Annotated in this window: 17 protein-coding genes; 9 read left to right on the forward strand and 8 right to left on the reverse strand. The window is 46.8% G+C overall.

Annotated elements, in window-relative coordinates; translation table 11 throughout:
* Positions 1 to 115 precede the first annotated feature (115 nt).
* Both QUA88_RS16605 and QUA88_RS16610 read right to left on the reverse strand, forming a co-directional pair.
* Positions 116 to 1,597: an ATP-binding protein gene (locus QUA88_RS16605; protein WP_333052956.1), complete on the reverse strand. Its 1,482-nt coding sequence runs from the start codon at positions 1,595 to 1,597 to the stop codon at positions 116 to 118.
* 243 nt (positions 1,598 to 1,840) lie between these two features.
* On the reverse strand, positions 1,841 to 2,557 hold the full coding sequence (locus QUA88_RS16610) for an alpha/beta hydrolase (RefSeq protein ID WP_333233978.1): 717 nt from the start codon (positions 2,555 to 2,557) through the stop codon (positions 1,841 to 1,843).
* Between the two features lie 158 nt (positions 2,558 to 2,715).
* On the opposite strand from QUA88_RS16610, the gene QUA88_RS16615 reads away from it, so the two are divergent.
* Positions 2,716 to 2,916 carry a hypothetical protein gene (locus QUA88_RS16615; RefSeq protein ID WP_333052954.1) on the forward strand — a complete coding sequence of 67 codons (201 nt, stop codon included), beginning with the start codon at positions 2,716 to 2,718 and terminating at the stop codon, positions 2,914 to 2,916.
* Between the two features lie 111 nt (positions 2,917 to 3,027).
* A complete protein-coding gene (locus QUA88_RS16620; RefSeq protein ID WP_445243071.1) occupies positions 3,028 to 4,959 on the forward strand; it encodes a BamA/TamA family outer membrane protein in 1,932 nt (643 codons plus the stop codon).
* A 501-nt stretch (positions 4,960 to 5,460) separates the two neighbouring features.
* On the opposite strand, the gene QUA88_RS16625 is transcribed toward QUA88_RS16620, so the two are convergent.
* Positions 5,461 to 6,792 (reverse strand): HEAT repeat domain-containing protein, encoded by a 1,332-nt coding sequence (locus tag QUA88_RS16625; protein WP_333052951.1) that lies wholly within the window; start codon positions 6,790 to 6,792, stop codon positions 5,461 to 5,463.
* Between the two features lie 45 nt (positions 6,793 to 6,837).
* On the reverse strand, positions 6,838 to 7,389 hold the full coding sequence (locus tag QUA88_RS16630; protein ID WP_333052950.1) for a CPBP family glutamic-type intramembrane protease: 552 nt from the start codon (positions 7,387 to 7,389) through the stop codon (positions 6,838 to 6,840).
* 59 nt (positions 7,390 to 7,448) lie between these two features.
* On the opposite strand from QUA88_RS16630, the gene QUA88_RS16635 reads away from it, so the two are divergent.
* Entirely contained in the window at positions 7,449 to 7,763 is a 315-nt protein-coding gene (locus tag QUA88_RS16635) for an acylphosphatase (RefSeq protein ID WP_333052949.1), read from the forward strand.
* Between the two features lie 386 nt (positions 7,764 to 8,149).
* Here the strand turns inward: QUA88_RS16635 and QUA88_RS16640 are convergent, their stop codons facing one another.
* Positions 8,150 to 8,797 (reverse strand): phosphoribosylanthranilate isomerase, encoded by a 648-nt coding sequence (locus QUA88_RS16640; protein WP_333052948.1) that lies wholly within the window; start codon positions 8,795 to 8,797, stop codon positions 8,150 to 8,152.
* Positions 8,798 to 8,930: 133 nt separating this feature from the next.
* On the opposite strand from QUA88_RS16640, the gene psaK reads away from it, so the two are divergent.
* The 4 genes from psaK (at position 8,931) to QUA88_RS16660 (ending at position 13,348) form a co-directional block, all read left to right on the forward strand.
* Positions 8,931 to 9,215, forward strand: a complete 285-nt coding sequence (gene psaK, locus QUA88_RS16645) for a photosystem I reaction center subunit PsaK (RefSeq protein ID WP_333040629.1) — start codon at positions 8,931 to 8,933, stop codon at positions 9,213 to 9,215.
* Between the two features lie 81 nt (positions 9,216 to 9,296).
* On the forward strand, positions 9,297 to 10,493 hold the full coding sequence (locus QUA88_RS16650; RefSeq protein ID WP_333211032.1) for a site-2 protease family protein: 1,197 nt from the start codon (positions 9,297 to 9,299) through the stop codon (positions 10,491 to 10,493).
* Between the two features lie 81 nt (positions 10,494 to 10,574).
* Entirely contained in the window at positions 10,575 to 12,524 is a 1,950-nt protein-coding gene (locus tag QUA88_RS16655) for an adenylate/guanylate cyclase domain-containing protein (protein WP_333272708.1), read from the forward strand.
* Positions 12,525 to 12,562: 38 nt separating this feature from the next.
* The gene (locus QUA88_RS16660; protein WP_333272711.1) at positions 12,563 to 13,348 is read left to right on the forward strand and encodes a DUF928 domain-containing protein; all 786 of its coding nucleotides are present in this window, start codon (positions 12,563 to 12,565) and stop codon (positions 13,346 to 13,348) included.
* A gap of 266 nt (positions 13,349 to 13,614) precedes the next feature.
* Here the strand turns inward: QUA88_RS16660 and QUA88_RS16665 are convergent, their stop codons facing one another.
* On the reverse strand, positions 13,615 to 14,370 hold the full coding sequence (locus tag QUA88_RS16665) for a biotin/lipoate A/B protein ligase family protein (RefSeq protein WP_333052941.1): 756 nt from the start codon (positions 14,368 to 14,370) through the stop codon (positions 13,615 to 13,617).
* Between the two features lie 144 nt (positions 14,371 to 14,514).
* On the opposite strand from QUA88_RS16665, the gene QUA88_RS16670 reads away from it, so the two are divergent.
* Together QUA88_RS16670 and QUA88_RS16675 are read left to right on the forward strand one after the other, a co-directional pair.
* Complete coding sequence (locus QUA88_RS16670; protein WP_333052940.1) at positions 14,515 to 14,841, forward strand: thioredoxin domain-containing protein; 327 nt, start codon at positions 14,515 to 14,517, stop codon at positions 14,839 to 14,841.
* 194 nt (positions 14,842 to 15,035) lie between these two features.
* Positions 15,036 to 16,256: an LL-diaminopimelate aminotransferase gene (locus QUA88_RS16675; RefSeq protein WP_333272714.1), complete on the forward strand. Its 1,221-nt coding sequence runs from the start codon at positions 15,036 to 15,038 to the stop codon at positions 16,254 to 16,256.
* A 436-nt stretch (positions 16,257 to 16,692) separates the two neighbouring features.
* Here the strand turns inward: QUA88_RS16675 and QUA88_RS16680 are convergent, their stop codons facing one another.
* Positions 16,693 to 17,091, reverse strand: coding sequence for a hypothetical protein (locus QUA88_RS16680; RefSeq protein ID WP_333052937.1), 399 nt, complete (start codon positions 17,089 to 17,091; stop codon positions 16,693 to 16,695).
* Positions 17,092 to 17,218: 127 nt separating this feature from the next.
* Positions 17,219 to 18,025, reverse strand: coding sequence for a 5'/3'-nucleotidase SurE (gene surE, locus QUA88_RS16685; protein WP_333052936.1), 807 nt, complete (start codon positions 18,023 to 18,025; stop codon positions 17,219 to 17,221).
* Between the last annotated feature and the right edge of the window lie 213 nt (positions 18,026 to 18,238).

An 18,238-nucleotide genomic window follows, 5' to 3' on the forward strand; every position in this document is an offset into this window, starting at 1 on the left:
GGGACGCCCGTGCCACAGTTAACACAGGCGGGACGCCCGTGCCACAGTTAACACAGGCGGGACGCCCGTGCCACACATAGTTAAAATAGATAAATTTCGAGGATTAGTAAATTGCTTAAGTTTGCTGGATCGGCAGTTCCATGATAAACTCGGTTCCCTTGCAGGGTTCCGACTCGCACCGAAGCGAGCCTCGGTGATTCTCTACTAAGATTTTGTAGACAATAGACAATCCTAAACCGGTACCTTTACCGATTTCCTTGGTGGTGAAAAACTGCTCGAACATTCGCTCTTTTATCTGTGGTGTCATTCCGGTTCCCGTGTCAGCAATCCGCACTCTCACGCGATCGGGGCCAGCTAATTCTGTGCTGATAAAAATTTTTAGCGCAGCATTGGGCTGATTTTGTGCTACCTCGTCCAAAGCATCGATCGCGTTGGTAATTAGATTCATAAATACTTGATTTAGCTGTCCTGAATAACACTCTACAGGAGGCAACTTTCCATATTTTTTAATTACTTGAATGTCGCGACGATCTATTTGAGAATTGAGACGGTTTCGCAAAATTAACACGGTGCTGTCAATGCTGTCGTGCAAGTCGCACATGGTCATGTTAGTGTTATCGGTTCGCGAAAAATTGCCCATAGATTTGACAATTTCGCGAATGCGATTGGAACCCATTTGCATGGAAGACATAACTTTAGGCAAGTCTTCAACTAGAAAATCAAGATCTATCTCTGCGATTTTAGCTGTGATTTCGGGACAGGGATTTGGACAGTATTCTCGATAGAGGCGCAGCAGGTGTAGCAAATCTTGAGTATAAATTTCCGCATGGCTCAAGTTGCCGTAAATAAAACTAACTGGGTTATTAATTTCGTGGACGATACTAGCCATTAGCGCCCCCAGCGAAGACATTTTTTCGCTGTGGAGGAGTTGAGCTTGAGTTTGTTTTAGTTCGCAAAGTGCGCGATCGAGCTGGGCTGCTTGAGCTTCCGCTTTCGAGGTAGCAGCACAACTTTCTTGATAAAGTTCTACCTGTTTAAGGTCGATTTCAAATTGTTCGATTTCGCTTTCTTGCTGGTATTGACTCACTACGGCATCGAAAGCTTCTAGCAAGTCGCCGCCCGCTGCTTCGACAATGTACAGCAGGTGGGGATTTTCCAGCCTGAGTTCGGCATCAGGAACTTGCACCAAGGCTTTTATTCGATCGATATATGCGCGTACTTGTTTGTCTAAATACAGTGGTGGCTCAAAATACATGGCCTTGACGGTGGCTGAAGGGGGACTCAATAAGTTGAGGCTGCTGCTAGTATTAATTAAGTCGCGGTGGGATTTTTCCATAAGCTCGATCGCCTCTAACAAATTCCCCCGCAGCTTGGCTCTTTCTACGCCATTCTGAGAGCCAACTAACCTCATGCAAAAAAAAGCCGTTCGTTGGGAAAGCATTCGCTGGCGGCCGCTGATGTTAATTACCGCAGCACTAATTTTTCTGGCTGTCGTAATTTCTTCCAGATTAAAGTAGTTGCTCAGTGCTGCCATTGGTAATACCCCCGACTCCACTAAATGTCTGTAGCTCCTGCTGACACAAGATTTAAGAGCCATAAAAAAAATTGTATAATACACTAATCAATATATTCTGTATTTCCTAATAAAGTAGTATACTAAAACACAATTATTTTCCATTTGTGGCTTATCACAATTTTTATGATTCGGCTTCTTGCACAGTTTTTCTTAATTATTCAAAAATTCACAAGTCAACTTCGCCATAATTGGAGCTTGAGTTTGCGGCAACCCGTGAGTGGCATTGGGAATAATTGCTAACTCTGCCCCCGGTATCTTGTTAGCCTAGGTTTCACAGTGCCATAGAGGAATTGTTTCGTCACTATCTGCTGCGATAACTAAGGTAGGAATTTGCAATTTGTGAATTTCTTTTTCTACTGTATCAACTGCATCTTCTGGCTGCATCCGACTCATTAACAATGACCTTGCTACTGGTTGAGATATCAACTCCCTGCGCCACCCCGAAATTTGCTGCAATTTCTCACTTTTTCCCGCTAAACTCGCAAAAGGTTTTGCCAACTGCAATGCCCAATCAACAACTGGAGTTTCCCACAATAGCGGCCGCAAAGCATCGTATTCACCGCAAAAACTGTCGTCCCGAATTCCGGCTGGTGCTGCTAACACTAAACTGCTCACAGAATTAGGATATTTGAGGGAATATGCAGATGCTACCCAACCGCCAAAAGAATGTCCGATGATGCAGCAAGGTTCGATATTTAGTTGTTCTACAACTTGCCGCACAAAAGCAACTTCTACAGCTACGTCGTAGCGGATTTCTGGTTTGCTGGATTCTCCAAAACCCAACATATCTAAACTAATGCACCGAAACTGAGATTGCAGTAACTCAATTAATGGCAGCCAGCAAGTCTTTTCTCCTAAGACACTCTGCAGCATCAATAAGAGTCTGCCGCACCCGATGTCGAGGTAGGTGGCTGTTTGGCTGCTGCTATTGACAAATGTACTTAATGTGTGCGCTTGTTCTACAGGTGCTTGAGACTGCATGGCGATCGACTCCCGATCGGTCAGGAATCTTTGTAAAGGATTGTAACAAAAAAGCAGTCCAAAGGTTAAACTTCATTACGGAGTACACAGTTAGAAATAGACCATGATATTGTCTATGATTATTAGAAAATACTACAAACCCAAAGCAGGAGAACACTTTGAACTCTACTTTAAGACAGTACCCGGCTTGCTCTCTTCGCGAAGATGTCAGTGAGTACGTAGCACACCTACAGCTTCACATGACTTTACAAGCTCGCAACTTGCTCCCTACCATTACCACCGCTAAGGATAGTCGCGAACAACTGTTGCAGCAGACTCAGGCTCATTTTGAGAAACGTGTTTCTCGACAAGCTATTTAAACAAATTTTCGGTTTCCCCAATTTACGATCGCCCGCGGTCGAACTTTCCGACATTTCAGCATCCCAGAAACCCGGTAGCCTCAACAATACCGGGTTTCTTTTCGGCTAATTATGCAGGGGGCCAGGTTTTGGGTAATATGCGTTGGGTATGCTTTAAATTTAATGTCTATGCGAATTCCGATTATTGCATTTTTGACTTTGGCTGGGCTGGCTGGCGGCGAATTGGCAGCCGGGGCGATCGATCCGAGTGCCGCACCGACTGAGGCCCAGTTTAGAGAGGGAACCGCAGAAATTGACAGGCGAGACGCCTGTCCCACAAGAGCACAGAGGGAGGAGGATGAGGTGAGTCTCACATCTGGCACCATTCTCCAGAACGGGCAAGATGCCCGGTCCACAAGAGATGAATTGTTTTGTGGAACAGGCATCTTGCCTGTTCATCAAAAGCTGATTGAAAATGGTGCAGCATCTGTCAAGAACGGTGCAGCATCTGTCCAGAACGGGCAAGATGCCCGTTCCACAAGAGATGAATTGTTTGGTGGCACAGGAATGTTGGCTGAAGTACGCGGGGCGCAGCTATCCCCTAGGGAATCGCCCTCACTCAAGTCCAACCACAATAAAGATTTTACATCTCTGTTAAAAACTCCGGCGACGATCGCGACCAACGCTGAAATCCCCGAAGCAGTAAACAGCAACGCCAGACAGCTAGGCGGTACTCTACAAATCAGTCAAGCGGGCAATGCTGAAGGCGTTTACGTTGCTGAGGTGAAAATTCGCTTTGTCAATTCCAGAGGCGAAGCTGTTGATAGAAAAGGGAATCGAATTGAGGGCAGAATTTCGGAAGATTTTATCCGAGGTGAGCTCAAACTCAAGGCGGGGGATAACTACAGCCGGGAAGTTGTACGATCGGATTTACAGCAGTTGCAGCAATTGGGATTGTTTGAGAAAGTTACGGTTTCGATCGAAGAAGTTGGCACGGATGTTAATGTAATTTACAACGTTCAAGAGCGATCGGCTCGCTCTTTTAGCGTGAGTGCCAGTCTTAGTGATGATGTTGGCGTTGCTGTTCCTCTTTCCTATACCGATCGAACTTTCGGCACCAACCCCCAGCGGCTAGCGGTGGAACTTGAACCCAGCCTCCGAGGTATCCAGTACGATGTCCAGTTTGTCAGCCCTTACGTTGCCGCCGAAGACCGTTTGGGATACAGTGTGAGAGCTTTTGGCGATCGCAGAATATCGGAAATTTTCAACAAAGATATTGATTTGCCCAACGGGAACCGAGTTCGGGAAATTCGGATGGGGGGAAATCTCAGGTTTACCAGACCTTTGGGCGATTGGCAATCGACTTTGGGACTGAATTATACAAACATCAGTACGCGCGATCGCAACTTAAATATCGCCCGTCGCGACGAACTCGGCAATCCTCTCACATTCAGTGGCAGCGGCGTTGACGAGTTATACACTGTTTCTTTTGGTGCGATGCTCGATCGGCGGGACAATCCCTTCAACCCCACCAGCGGCTCGATTCTGAGCCTCAGCACCGAGCAGTCGATACCTCTGGGACGAGGTAACATTGTGAGTAACAGGCTGTTAGCAAATTATATACATTATGTACCAGTAACTTTGCTCGGCATCAGCGAGTCCGAAGCCTTGCCCGAAATGCTGGCTTTTAACTTGCAAGCGGGCACGGTAATCGGGGATTTGCCACCAACGGAAGCTTTTCGCCTCGGCGGTCGCAATTCTGTGCGGGGTTACGATAGCGGGGATATTGGCAGTGGCAGGAGTTATTTTTTAGCTTCGGGTGAATATCGGTTTCCTGTCGGGAGGGATGTTGGCGGCGTGATATTTGCTGATTTTGCGTCGGATTTGGGAACGGGAGATAGTGTACTGGGAAAACCGGCCGTAGTCAGGGACAAACCGGGGACTGGGGCGGGTGTTGGGCTGGGTGTGAGGGTGCGATCGTCCTTTGGATTAATTCGCTTAGATATGGCTGTTAGCGACTCCGGCGACCTCAAACTTATACTCGGTACAAAGCAGCGATTTTAAATTAGTCATCAGTCGCGAGTTAACTGTAGGGGCGGGTTTTACCAACAATATTTGATAACCGCAAACAATCTTGTAAACCCGCCCCCACACCACCGATAACCCAGATTAACCTGATATTCGAGCGAATCCAAAAAATGTAGATTCGGATTTGCCGCCCAAGTGGGGGCGGGTTTATTATATTGTTGGTTTCTGGCATAGATGATTGGTAAAACCCGCCCCTACAGGATGCGTGAAGATACAAGAAGCGATTTCAATCGCCAGTTGCTAAAAAAGGTTTCAGCCTACGGTTTTAAACAGCGGGGTGTCTGCTATGTCTGCTAAAAATTGGGCGAGTTGTCGATCGAATAATTGAGTTTGATTTCTTTCGTCAACCCAACCTCCACAGTTTGTGGTAGTAATTGAAATGGAGTGAAATATAGCACCTCGGTAAGGACACCACAATGTGGGTTCCCTACTGGGTTGTAAGCAATTTACAATTGCTATATTTATGCTCGTAAATGCTTAACGCTTTGGTTTCTTTACATCAACAGTTTTCGGCTTAGCCGCCGGAGTGCGCGGATAAAACTTAAACTTATTGAGCGCAGCACTTGCCGATTTAGCCACACCGCTATCTATATCTCGCAAAGCTTTTTGTAGCAGCGGAATCACTTTTTCCGACTTAATCATTGCTAGTGCTTCCACAGCAGCTTCGCGCACCTCCGGGTGAATATCTTGAGCTAATTTTCCCAAGGTTTCTATTGCTCGCTGACCTTCGGATCTCAGAGCATTAGCAGCAGCCATTTTACCTAAAGCAGACGCTGCAAACTTCCGGGTTTCTTTGTCCTGACTTTGAACACATCCCATCAACTGCGGTAGGGAATAGCTTGGTGCTTGTCTGGTAATTGGAAGCTGTTGTTCGACTTCGGGTTGATGTAAATCAATGGGTTGTGGTTCTGAAAAACCTGTGTAATTTAACTCTTCTTCAACTTCTGTTTGATTTAACTCACTTGACAGTTCCTGCCAAACTTCTTCTTGTGATACACCTTCGGCAAATTCTGTTGAATTTAACTGACTAAACTGCTGCTCCGGGACTTCTTGTTGTACATTACTCTCGTACTGCTCTTGCAAAGACCTGATAGTAGCTTGCATCTGAGCTTCGTGAGCTCTCAACTGCTCGTGAGCCGCTTGCAACTGACTCTCGTATTGCTCTTGCAAAGCCTCCATATTTAACTGCAGCTCAACCTCGCGGTTCTCATATTCCTCGGCAGTTTGCCTCAAGCGAATTTCGTGTTCATTTTGCAAGTTTTGCAAATGTTGCTCCATCTGAGCTTGATAATTTAGATGCAATTCGTCAGCAACTCTGAGTAAGTGATGTTCGTGTTCGGCTTGCAAAGATTGGATATTTTGCTGCATCCTAGCATTGTTAGCGGCTTCTAATTCCTCGCTGATTTGTCGTCGCAGCTCGTACTCGTCTACGCTGGCAAGTGGTTGGACCTGACTCTCGCGTTCGGCCAAAACTTGTTGGAGCTGACTGTCGCGTTCTGCCAAAACTTGTTGGAGCTGATTTTCATATTGAGCCGCAACTTGTTTGAGCTGGTTTTCGTATTGGGTAGTAACTTGTCTGAGTAAATTTTCGTGTTCGATAGTAGCTTTTCTAAGCTGATTTTCCCGTTCTCCTTTCTGAGATTCTACAGCTTGTTGCACCCGAGACATCTGAGCTAATTCTATTTCCTCAGTAATTCTGCGAGTTTGCTGCAAGTATTCTTGCTTTTGCTTCTTTAAGCGCTTTTCCACTAACCAGTAAGCAACTGCTACCCCTGCCAAAAAACCTACGATCGCTCCGATGATACCCACAACTGAGATCCTCCCGACAAAATAGTGATGCTGGACTTTTTACATTTAACCATATAGCCTCCTGTAACCGCCCAGTAGCAACAGCCAGGCTGTCACTGCGAGCCAGTGAAGCGCCACCGCAGGCCAGATAGAACCGCTTTGCAGGTATGCGAGGGAGCACGCAACTCCCAAAATTGCCGCCAGTAGCAAAAATACTGGATTCATAAAGGTCGATCGACCAACCGGGTAAAAAGTCAGCGCGTTCAGCGGGTGGTAAACTACAAAAACCGCCAAACTCGCACATCCCCAAAACCACAGCATTAACCCAGAAGCCTTCTCAAACGGGTGCGGCAGCATTAACACCCGGAACAATAACTCCTCGGTGATGCCCGGACTTAACAAACAGCCAACGAGCACTCCCACAATTGTACGCCGAGAGGTTTGCACGTCTACTTTTAGAAATCCTGACCAAAAACCAATGGAAAGAGCGATCGAAGTGTAAACCAGCGCGAGCATAGCTGCAACCAGCCAATCAGTGACATCGGGAATAGTTGAAAAAGCCAGGGTGACGCGGCGTATCAGGAATCCCGGCAGCACCATCGCGCTAAAATTTAACATAATCAAACCGATCCTTAAAATTTTCAAACAGATGTTAGCAGTAAGTTGAGCCGTTTATTATGCAAAACCAATCATTGCCGCCCGTCAGAGTCCGCGTTTTTGTTTCGGGATTAGTTCAAGGAGTAGGATACCGATATTCAACGAAGAATCAAGCAAAGTATTTCGGCCTGGGCGGCTGGGTAAGAAATCTCCCCGACGGGCGCGTCGAAGCTGTCTTTGAAGGCTCCAAAAAAGCTGTTGAACAAATGATTAGTTGGTGCCGAGGCGGCCCCAGCGGTGCTAGGGTGAGCGAGTTGGTTTTGGAATACGAAGACCCGGAGGGCGATTCCCTTGGCGATAGCTCCGCCGCGCGTACTTTTGAGATCCGGCGATAAAAGAATAAGGAATGAGAATTAAATAACTTCCACTCTTGAAAGTGGGATGGGCGGGACGCCCGTCCAAAAAGGACGGGCGTCCCGCCCATCCCACAATAACAATTAAAATTGTAAGTTATTTAATTCGCGATCCTAAACGGCATAGACTGCGGTTGAAATTGCTACTGTAGAAACGAGTTCTGCCTTGTATAAGGCAGGCTTCGCTCGCGCAGACTAAAGAATGAATCGCATAAAAAGCGCGAATTTGGTATTGCCAATTTACAGCGTATTCCAGGTTTATGAACTACACCCCAGAAACCGGGTTTCTTTACAGTTCTCGTATCATTAGTGATACTGTTTAAGAAACCCGGTTTCTCGCGTTCTACATTTACATGAAATATGCTGTATCAATGATTAGCAAGTTGACTTAAATTAGCAAACAACTGAGCAACTTTGGTCAAATCTTTATCTCCCGGCGCTATTTCTACGCCGCTAGAAAGGTCAACACCGCTGAAGTTATTGCCGATCGCGCTATCAATTGCATTTAAAATATTATCGGGTGTTAAACCGCCCGCCAGCAGCCAAGGACACGGCGGTCTAAACTCTGATAACATCATCCAGTCGATCGTTTTACCAGTACCGCCCAATTGCCCTGGATGGTAAGCATCCAGCAGTAAAGTATCGACACGAACAGCATAAACAGCAGCGGTGGCTAAAGTTTCAGGAGTCTTAACTCTCAGGGCTTTAATAATTTCAATTCCCGGCAAAAACTCCCGCAGTCGATCGCAATATTCCGCTGTTTCATCTCCATGCAACTGCACCCCGCTTAAATTTGACTCTGCCGCTACTTGACAGATATTTTCTATTGTGGTGTTGGCAAAAACGCCGATGCGATCGACATTTTCCGGCAATTGCTCGACAATCAGGCGAATTGTTTCTGGGCTGACATAGCGGGGGGAAGCCGGCACACAGATAAACCCCAAAGCCTGGGCTCCCAAGCGGGCGATCGCAATTCCTTGGTCTAATTTAGTGATTCCGCAAATTTTAACCCGCACTCCGATTCCTCCGTTCCGAATTTGTATCAAAATATAAACGAATTGTTAACTATTAAAACAAATCTTAGTTTAATGCAAACCGCTTTTTATAATCTGGGAAATCAATTTATCTGTGAAATCAGGAAATAAGAACATGATCACCTCATCTTTGCTGTTAGCCGTACAATCTACCGCTCCCTCAACACCGGAGTGGTCGCCACTGGTAGGACTGACAATGATTTTATGCAATTTGCTGGCGATCACGATCGGCTACTACGGCATCTCCAAGCAAAACCGAGGCAAGGGCCCAGCTTTACCCGTGGCACTCCCTGGAATGTTCAAAGGCTTCGGCGTACCAGAATTGCTGGCAACAGCCAGCTTCGGCCACTTGCTCGGAGCCGGAGTAATCTTGGGCTTGGGTAACGCCGGAGTTCTGTAAAAATCAGGGGAAAGGCAAAGGCAAGGGGTGAGAAAAGATATAATAGAAACTCTTTCTTGCTCTCCTTTCCCAGGAAAATTCATGCAGACAGGTTGGCGAATCGGCTCTTTATTTGGCATCCCCCTAGTTATAGATTATTCGTGGTTTATAATTTTAGCCTTAGCAACCCGCGAATACGCCAGCAGTTACCGCCTGTGGGGGCCTGCGCTCTCCTGGAGTGCGGGGTTAGCAATAGCTCTGCTACTGTTTGCTTCCGTGCTCTTGCACGAACTCGGACACAGCTTGGCGGCGATATCGCAAGGCATTAAAGTTAATTCTATTACCTTATTCTTATTTGGCGGAGTAGCTTCGATCGACTCGGAATCCAAAACTCCCGGTCAAGCTTTTCAAGTAGCCATTGCCGGCCCTCTAGTCAGCTTTGCGCTGTTTTTAATCCTCGGTTTGGGTTCTCAAGTTCTTCCCCCGCAAAGTTTGCTAGCAATTGTCACCGAAAGGGTAGCACTAATCAATCTCGTTTTGGGATTATTTAACTTAATTCCCGGTCTGCCTTTGGATGGAGGACAAGTTTTAAAAGCAGCAATTTGGAAAATCACCGGATCTCGATTTGCCGGCGTTCGCTGGGCGGCAAAAACAGGACAAGTTTTAGGTTGGCTGGCTGTTGCTTTGGGTCTGAGTTTATGCTTTTTAGCGCGGGAGTACGGCGGCTTGTGGATTGCACTGATTGGCTGGTTTGGCATTCGCAATGCCACTGCTTATAGCCAAGTTACTTCGCTGCAAGAAGCCCTGCTCAAAATTAAAGCCAGCGATGCGATGAGTCGCGAGTTTCGAGTTGTAGATGCAGATTTGACTCTGCGAGAATTTGCCGATCGATATTTGTTAGAAGTCAATCCGTTTCCATTTTATATTGCTGCGACCAACGGCCGGGATTTGGGCTTAGTGTCGATCGACGATATTCGCTTCACAGAACGCAGTCAATGGCAAATTCAGACTTTGCACAACATTTTGAAACCCCTGGGAAAAACCCCCACAGTCTCCGAAAAAGCCTCCCTTGCAGAAGTAATTAACAGCATGGAAGCCCGTCAACTCCCCCGAATCATCGTCCTCTCGCCGATTGGTTCAGTAGTGGGGACGCTCGATCGGGGCGACGTGGTTAAAGTTTTAGCAAAATACCTCAAACCACAGATTTCAATGGCCGACATCAAGCGCAGCAAAGAAGAAAACAGCTATCCGCAGGGATTGCAATTAAGTGCGATCGCCAAAACTGCACAAGAAAACTAAAAATTTGGCATCAGTAAGGGGCATCAGCGATCGGTTAAGATGTAGCATACTTTGTGACTCAGGGTTGAAACACTAAATTTTATGCCCCAATTCTTTAAGAGAATTTATCATAAATTTGCGGAGGGACTTGGGAAAAATTTAACTTATTTATTCCCCAACGCTGACTTGCAACCTGTTGCTATCATCTGGATTGTCGTGACCGGAACTCTATTGGGAGTGAGGCATTTAGGCGGGTTGCAGCCACTAGAATTAAATGCTTACGACCTCATGGTGCAGTTGGGGCAAGATCGCGGCCCTGACCCCAGGTTGCTGATAGTTGAAATCACCGATCGGGACATTAGTGCTTTAAACAGATGGCCAATTTCCGATCGCGTTTTAGCAAAAGCGATCGGCGAAATAGCGCGTTTGGAACCCACAGCTATTGGTCTCGATATAATTCGTGATATTCCCTACGAACCGGGAAATGCAGAATTAGCCACTCAACTGAAAAACCCCAAAGTCTTTCCCATTACCTTCATCGGCTCCTTAAAGTACGATCGAGTCCAGCCACCTCCCAACATACCAGACAAGCGGGTAGGATTTAACGATTTGTATCTCGATCCAGATGGTATAGTGCGTCGTAATGTGATGTCTATTGGCGATGGTAAAAACACGTTTTATTCATTTCCCTCCAGGCTAGCTTTTGCATATTTTGATAGCAAAAATATAGAATATAAAGCTACAGAAAACAATGAATTCTTAGTAGATAAAACAGTATTTTCAAAGTTGCGATCCAACTCAGGAGGTTATCAAAACATTCCTGCCCAAGGCTATCAAATATTGCTCACTTACCGCTCTCCTAAAAAGATAGCAGAAACCGTGACCATAACTCAAGTTTTGGAGGGCAAAGTAGACCCCAACTTGGTAAAAGATAAAATAGTCTTAATCGGGGTGACAGCCCCAACAGTAAAAGATATTTTTTCTACCCCTTACAGCGCTACTAAAAACGGTAATATCCCGACGCCTGGGGTATTAATTCACGCAACGGCCACCAGCCAAATTCTCAGTGCAGTTTTAGACGGCCAAGGGCTATTTTGGTATTGGGATGAATGGCAAGAAATCCTCTGGATTGTGGTTTGGAGTGCAGTGGGTGGCTGTTTAGCTTGGCGGCTAGAAAAAGCGCTGAATTTGATCGCGATCGCGATCGTAGCTTGCGGCTCATTATTCGGATTCACCTTTTTCCTCTTCCTACAACAGGGGTGGATACCTCTAATTGCTCCAGCCCTTGCCCTTTTAATCACCGCAGGAGTCGCAGTTACCTATAAATACGAGCAGTCGAGACAACAGCAAGGGATTGTGATGAAATTATTAGGACAACAAACTTCACCCGCGATCGCAAATGCCTTGTGGAAAGAGCGCGTCCATCTGCTCGAATCAGGGTTATTGCCCGGTCAAAAAGTTACTGCTACGATCGTCCTCACCGACGTGCAGGGTTTTAGTACAATCTCCGAAAAACTCGCGCCAGAAGTGGTAATGAGTTGGTTAAATGAGTATTTATCAGCAATGGCCCAAGAAGTCCAAGCACATCAAGGCGTGATTAATAAATTTACCGGAGATGGAATGCTGGCAGTATTTGGCGTACCCATTCCCCGCACCACAGCAGAAGAAATTGCAGAAGATGCTCGCCTTGCCGTATCTTCCGCTTTAGCTATAAGTTCGCGCTTGCCAGAAATGAATCAAAATTGGCTCCATCGCGGTTTACCGGCCGTAAAAATGCGAGTAGGCATCTTTACAGGGCCTGTGATGGTGGGTAGTCTGGGAGGCACAACCCGTTTAGAATATGGAGTGATCGGCGACAGCGTAAATATTGCCTCTCGCCTAGAAAGCTGCGAAAAGGAGCGGCACGAGGACACTTGCCGGATATTGATTGCAGAAGAAACCTTTGTGCATTTGGCCGACAAATTTGAGGTAGAATCTTGGGGAGCTTTGCCTTTAAGAGGTAGGGAACAAAAAGTTAATGTCTACCGGGTTTTGGGAAGGAAAAAGAAATAAAAAGAGAGAATCTCTCCCTACAAATTCATGGAGTTAATGTGAAAACAATTACTAAGTTTATCATCAATCTGATATCAGTTGGCTCAATAGTATTGATAGCCACACTTAACATTTCTCAATTGGCAGTTGTGGGACAGCCCCAAATAAACACACCTGACCGCCCACCCAACCCTATACCGGGAGGGCCGCGCTTCATTCCGCCTACTGAAGATATAGATAATTGGCCCCCCACTCAACCGAGACGGCCTGTGCGCGGTGGCTGCGCGAGCATTAGTCAGCTAGGTCTCACAGCCTTAGTGCCTAAAAATAAGATCGGACGGACGGTTTCCGACTATCCAACATTCTTTTTCTACTTGCCTCAAACAGAGGCCGAATCAGCCGAATTTATCCTACAAGATGAAAGCGGCAAGGAGATTTATAAACAGGAGCTCACAATTAGCAATTTATCAGGGGTAATCGGCGTTAGTATCCCCGCCAACCAAAATGTGCCGCCCTTGGAAGTAGGCAAAAGTTACACTTGGAATTTTACAGTGATTTGCGACTCTCTAGACCGATCAGCAGATCAGATAGAAATCGGTACGGTACGGCGAGTTGAACTCAGTGAAGATATCCGCCGTCAATTAGATCAGGCAGATCCGCGCCAGAAAACCGTTATTTATGCTGAAAATGGGATTTGGCAAGATGCCCTCAGCACCCTAGCTGCCGCTCGCCGCGATCAGCCTAATGATACAACGTTCAAGGCTGATTGGGAAAGCTTGCTGGATTCTGTGAAATTGGGCGAAATTGCCAAAGAGCCGATCGTTCAAATTCCGCCACAGCCCTAAGCGGTACTGCATTTAAATTTAACTTTTTTGGCGTCGGATCAACGGCCCGGAAAACTTTTAATAAAAATAACTGTACAAGTTTTTAACTTGTATCAGTAACAGCCAAGATGGCTATTCTACAGCAAATAATTTTTCTTGTGGAACGGCCATCTTGGCTGTTCCCAAAAGGCGGTATACCCACAATAGTTATCCCAGAAAGCTCTTGTGGAACGGCCATCTTGGCTGTTCCCAAAAGGTAGCAGGAAAGCCCACCCCAAATATGCAGGTTAAAAAATGTGAAACACTTGATTACTTGTTAATTCCAAAATATCCTGCCATTCCCGATCCGAAAGTGGCTGCACCTCCAAATCAATTTCAAAACAGCGACAAGCCGCCGCACTCAAAACATCAATTACAGTGGCCATCAAATCATCTCCCCCTTGAGATAGAGGTAATTGCACAGGAATTAATTGCTCCCCAAACACTTGAGAAAACAAACAAACATCCGGCTGCAAACGCATCGAACCGTGCTGCAAAATAGCATCACCCCTGCGTAATTGCGCGCTACCAATTAACTTGCAGCCATCAGCGGTAACTAAATCCGCACCCGTCGCAGTACCAAAACAATTCGGATTGTGAATATAACCCCTTCCAGCTTCCCCATAGTGCAAATCCAAACCCATCGCCCTCCAACCCTCAATCAAAAACTCGCAAATAGTCTGATAAGCTTTCATACGGCTGCTTCCAAACCCCGACGCCACAACTGCATAAGTTAAATCCCCTTGATGCAGCACGGCGCGCCCGCCGCTGGGCCTCCTCACCAAATCCACAGGCATTCCCTCCCAAGACAACTGCTGCCAAAACTCCGGCCATCGGCGCTGGTGGTAGCCCAAGGAAATCGCCGTCGGTTGCCAAGTGTAAAATCGCAGAGTTGGCGGATGTTTGCCCGCTAGATGCTGTTCCAGTAGCCATTGGTCGATCGCCATCTGCACGCTACCAGACGCCGACAACAGTGGAATCAAACGCCATACAGAATTAGCCATCAGCCCCCAGTCCTTAGTTTCTACTCAATAATTCGCAGAATGTTTTAAAATTAGTAACAGTTTTTTGGGCCTGTCTTCTAAGTTGGTGCAAGTTTCACGCCAGCCGGTGCTTTAGAAATAAATAGAAAAAATAATCGCAGAACCATGAGCAACAGTGTAATTGTCATTAACGACGAAAAATTTGAAACAGAAGTCCTGAAAGCAGAGCAACCAGTGCTTGCCTATTTTTGGGCTACTTGGTGCGGGCCTTGCAAACTGATCGCGCCTTCGATAGACTGGGTGGCGGCCAACTACAGCGATCGGCTGAAAGTGGTTAAAATGGAAATTGACCCCAATCCTAATACTGTCAAGCAGTATAAAGTAGAAGGAGTCCCAGCTCTCAGGCTGTTTAAAAATGCCGAAGTAGTGCTTTCCCACGAGGGAGCCATTACTAAACAAACTTTAATCGGTTTGCTGGACGCTCACTTATAAAGTTTGGAAATAATTCGGGAGTTTCCAACTCCCTACTTACAACTATAGCAATCGCAAATAGTTTTTCAATATCTCTCTTGTATCCTCAATATTCCTCTCTGGCTCTGCGCCCTCTGCGCTCTCTGCGGTTAGTAAAAAAAATAATTTAGCTAATATAAAAATAGTCCTTAAAAATCCACAAAAATATAGAAAATATGCAATTTGCTAAACGTTTAGAACCACTGCAATTTAATGTATTTGCCGATATGGATCGGGCAAAAGCTCAAGCTAGAGCAGCGGGGCAGAATGTGATTGACTTGTCTCTGGGTTCTTCGGATTTGCCGGCGGCTGCTCACATTACAGATGCGATCGCACATTCTCTGTCCGACACCAGCACCCACGGCTATTTGCTGTTTAACGGCACAAGAGATTTTCGGGAAGCAGCAGCTATTTGGTACGAGCAAAAATTTGGGATTGCAGTCAATCCAGAAACAGAAGTGCTGCCGTTAATTGGTTCCCAAGAAGGCACAGCGCATATGCCTTTAGCTGTACTCAACCCTGGAGATTTTGCTTTGCTGCTCGATCCGGGCTATCCTTCCCACGCGGGCGGTGTGCATTTGGCTGGTGGTCAAATTTATCCGATGCCGATATTAGCAGAAAATGCGTTTTTGCCGATATTTGAAGATATTCCGACAGCAGTGCTGGCTGAGTCGAAAATGATGGTTTTGAGCTATCCTCACAATCCTACAACTGCGATCGCCCCGGTTGCTTTTTTTGAGAAAGCCGTGGCTTTTTGTCGGGAACATCGGCTGGTTTTGGTGCACGATTTCCCTTATGTAGATTTGGTGTTTGACGATTCCGTAGGGGCGGTGCCCCCGTGCCCGCCCTCTGGGATCGAGGAAAACCGCAAATTGATGGCACCGTCAATCTTTCAGGCGGATCGAGATAAGAGTGTGGCGATCGAGTTTTTTACACTATCCAAATCCTACAGTATGGGAGGTTTTCGAGTCGGATATGCGATCGGCAATTCCGAACTAATTGCAGCCCTGCGACAGGTAAAAGCCGCAGTGGACTTCAACCAATACCGAGGGATTTTGAACGGAGCGATCTCCGCATTAACAGGCCCTCAAGATACCGTCAGAACCAGCGTAGAAACCTTCAGAAAACGGCGGGATGCCTTTGTAAACGCGCTACAGAGCATCGGCTGGCAAGTACCCGTACCCCCCGCCACCATGTACGTCTGGGCGAAACTGCCGGAACCTTGGGCCAAAGATTCCGTGAAATTTTGCACTCAGCTAGTACAGACTACAGGAGTCGCAGCTTCCCCCGGTGCCGGTTTCGGGAAATCAGGAGAAGGCTACGTGCGATTTGCCTTAGTCGAGTCGCCAGCAATTTTGGAAGCAGCAGTTAGAAAAATTGCTGAGTTTCTAAATTGAGTACACGCCTACGGCGAGCGCCGTAGGCGTGTCAACTTAAGCTTTTAGTCCGCCAGTCCTCCGGCTCACCCGGCACTCTTCGCCAGGGAATGATCTTCCACAGGGCTTATAGCTAAAGTCCTATCAAAGAGGACTGAAAAACTCATTAGTCGTCTTCAGACGACTTTAGCTTTGAGGCAGGGGTTTCAACCCCTGTCGGACTGTCGGACTATCGGTTGCACGTTAAGTTGACACCTACGGGTACGGCGCTTTCCCTACAGGGGTTAAAACCCCTGCCGGACTGGGGTTTTGACGTTTTTGGACACAGGAAGAAGGGCACGGCGTCTAAGCGCTTACCCGTAGCTTCAGATGGATGCAATGGCTAAAATAGTGTGATTTCTACCTAAAGGACTAGATATTTGCACGCAGTATCTGTCAGAATCTTTTTTAAGAAATGTTAACGTGAGATATCTTGGGAATTACCAGTTCCGCTCACCCACTCTAAAAATCCTTGAAGTGAATTCTGTCGGGGTAGCGATTGTTCCGTAGCGGCGAGCACACACCCGAAAAAGACCACACTGCCCAAAATTGCAATCAGCGGCAAAGGCTTACCCAGCCCAAAGTCCCGCTGAATCCGAGCTAAGGGTCTGCTCTCGCGCCTGAGCATCTTTCCTACCGTCAGTTGTTTGAGACTAAAAGGATCGCGCACAAAATGACCGCTCCAGCTAATTACCATATGAGAATGGCAGTGGGGGCAAGTGAATAGTCCACTGACCATCCCGACGGGGCCTACGACGCTGGAACGGTTGCAGATCGGGCAAGTGACAGAATGAGTGTTATAGGTGGGAGCGTTCATAACTGTTTTTCTTGAGTAAAAAAAACTAACAAGTAATTGGGAGCCTGTGTTAACGCTTAAGGTATAGACCTTGAGAGGCACTTTTCCTTAATTCCTAGTTTACCGCTCCAATCGGGTCGATCGGAGCTCACTGCTTGGGAAAACCTGCAAATTGCCAATCCCGCAACGAGTGCAAGTCTGGAGCACAGGTGAGATTATATTGCAAAGGAGTTACGGTTATTCTGTTGTCGCGAATAGCTTGTACGTCTGTAGGAATATCATGTGGCACCGCCGAATCGGCGATTTCTTCTACATCTTCTAACAATTCCCCAGCCAGCCAATAATAAGTTTTGCCGCGCGGATCGGTGCGCTTTTGAAATATGTCGAAATAGCGGCGAATGCCTTGACGGGCGATCGCAACTCCGGTAATTTCTGCTTGTGAGACTGCCGGTATGTTGACATTCAACAGCATCGGTTTCGCCATTGGCTGTTTTTCCAACTGTGCCAGCAAGCTGACAGCGAAATCCACCGCCGGCCCAAATTCCTGCGAAGTAAAGCTCGCGAGGCTGAAAGCAATGCTGGGAATACCTTCCATAATTCCTTCCATTGCTGCCGAAACCGTGCCCGAACAGATGATATCCGTGCCTAAATTGGGCCCGTGGTTGATACCGGAAAGGACAAAATCTGGCGGTTTGTCAAGTAAAGCCCACAAAGCAAGTTTCACGCAGTCGGCGGGAGTACCCGAACAGGCCCAAGCTTGGACTGCGGGCTCAAAAATAGATTCGACAATTTCGGCGCGGATGGGTTGGTGCAGGGTTAGGCCGTGGCCGGTAGCGGAGCGCTCTCTGTCGGGACAAACTACGCTCACATCGTGGCCAGCGGCGGCGAGAGCGTTGGCGAGGCTACGGATGCCTTGTGCAAAGATGCCGTCGTCGTTGCTAATTAAAAGTTTCATTGAAATTTTTATAGGCCTTATAGCAATCTTAAACTAGATTCAACTAGGGCGATCGCTCTAACCTCGAATTACCTATTACAAATTATCCGTAACTGCCTAAAATCTCAAATCTAAAATCTAAAATCAACAAGCTGTAGAGCCAAAATTGCGCTAAACCCAACTTGGCCCAAAACAGCCATCAATCTAAAATCTCAAATCTAAAATCTAAAATCA

It is taken from the genome of Microcoleus sp. D3_18_C2, from assembly GCF_036702395.1.
Lineage (GTDB): Bacteria > Cyanobacteriota > Cyanobacteriia > Cyanobacteriales > Microcoleaceae > Microcoleus.

Excerpts from the sequence above, each read along its gene's own strand:
- QUA88_RS16605 (WP_333052956.1), bottom strand. The coding sequence starts at position 1,597 with ATGGCTCTTAAATCTTGTGTCAGCAGGAGCTACAGACATTTAGTGGAG.
- QUA88_RS16610 (WP_333233978.1), bottom strand. The coding sequence starts at position 2,557 with ATGCAGTCTCAAGCACCTGTAGAACAAGCGCACACATTAAGTACATTT.
- QUA88_RS16620 (WP_445243071.1), top strand. The coding sequence starts at position 3,028 with ATGCAGGGGGCCAGGTTTTGGGTAATATGCGTTGGGTATGCTTTAAAT.
- QUA88_RS16630 (WP_333052950.1), bottom strand. The coding sequence starts at position 7,389 with ATGTTAAATTTTAGCGCGATGGTGCTGCCGGGATTCCTGATACGCCGC.
- QUA88_RS16635 (WP_333052949.1), top strand. The coding sequence starts at position 7,449 with ATGCAAAACCAATCATTGCCGCCCGTCAGAGTCCGCGTTTTTGTTTCG.
- psaK (WP_333040629.1), top strand. The coding sequence starts at position 8,931 with ATGATCACCTCATCTTTGCTGTTAGCCGTACAATCTACCGCTCCCTCA.
- QUA88_RS16650 (WP_333211032.1), top strand. The coding sequence starts at position 9,297 with ATGCAGACAGGTTGGCGAATCGGCTCTTTATTTGGCATCCCCCTAGTT.
- QUA88_RS16655 (WP_333272708.1), top strand. The coding sequence starts at position 10,575 with ATGCCCCAATTCTTTAAGAGAATTTATCATAAATTTGCGGAGGGACTT.
- QUA88_RS16665 (WP_333052941.1), bottom strand. The coding sequence starts at position 14,370 with ATGGCTAATTCTGTATGGCGTTTGATTCCACTGTTGTCGGCGTCTGGT.
- QUA88_RS16670 (WP_333052940.1), top strand. The coding sequence starts at position 14,515 with ATGAGCAACAGTGTAATTGTCATTAACGACGAAAAATTTGAAACAGAA.
- QUA88_RS16675 (WP_333272714.1), top strand. The coding sequence starts at position 15,036 with ATGCAATTTGCTAAACGTTTAGAACCACTGCAATTTAATGTATTTGCC.
- QUA88_RS16680 (WP_333052937.1), bottom strand. The coding sequence starts at position 17,091 with ATGAACGCTCCCACCTATAACACTCATTCTGTCACTTGCCCGATCTGC.
- surE (WP_333052936.1), bottom strand. The coding sequence starts at position 18,025 with ATGAAACTTTTAATTAGCAACGACGACGGCATCTTTGCACAAGGCATC.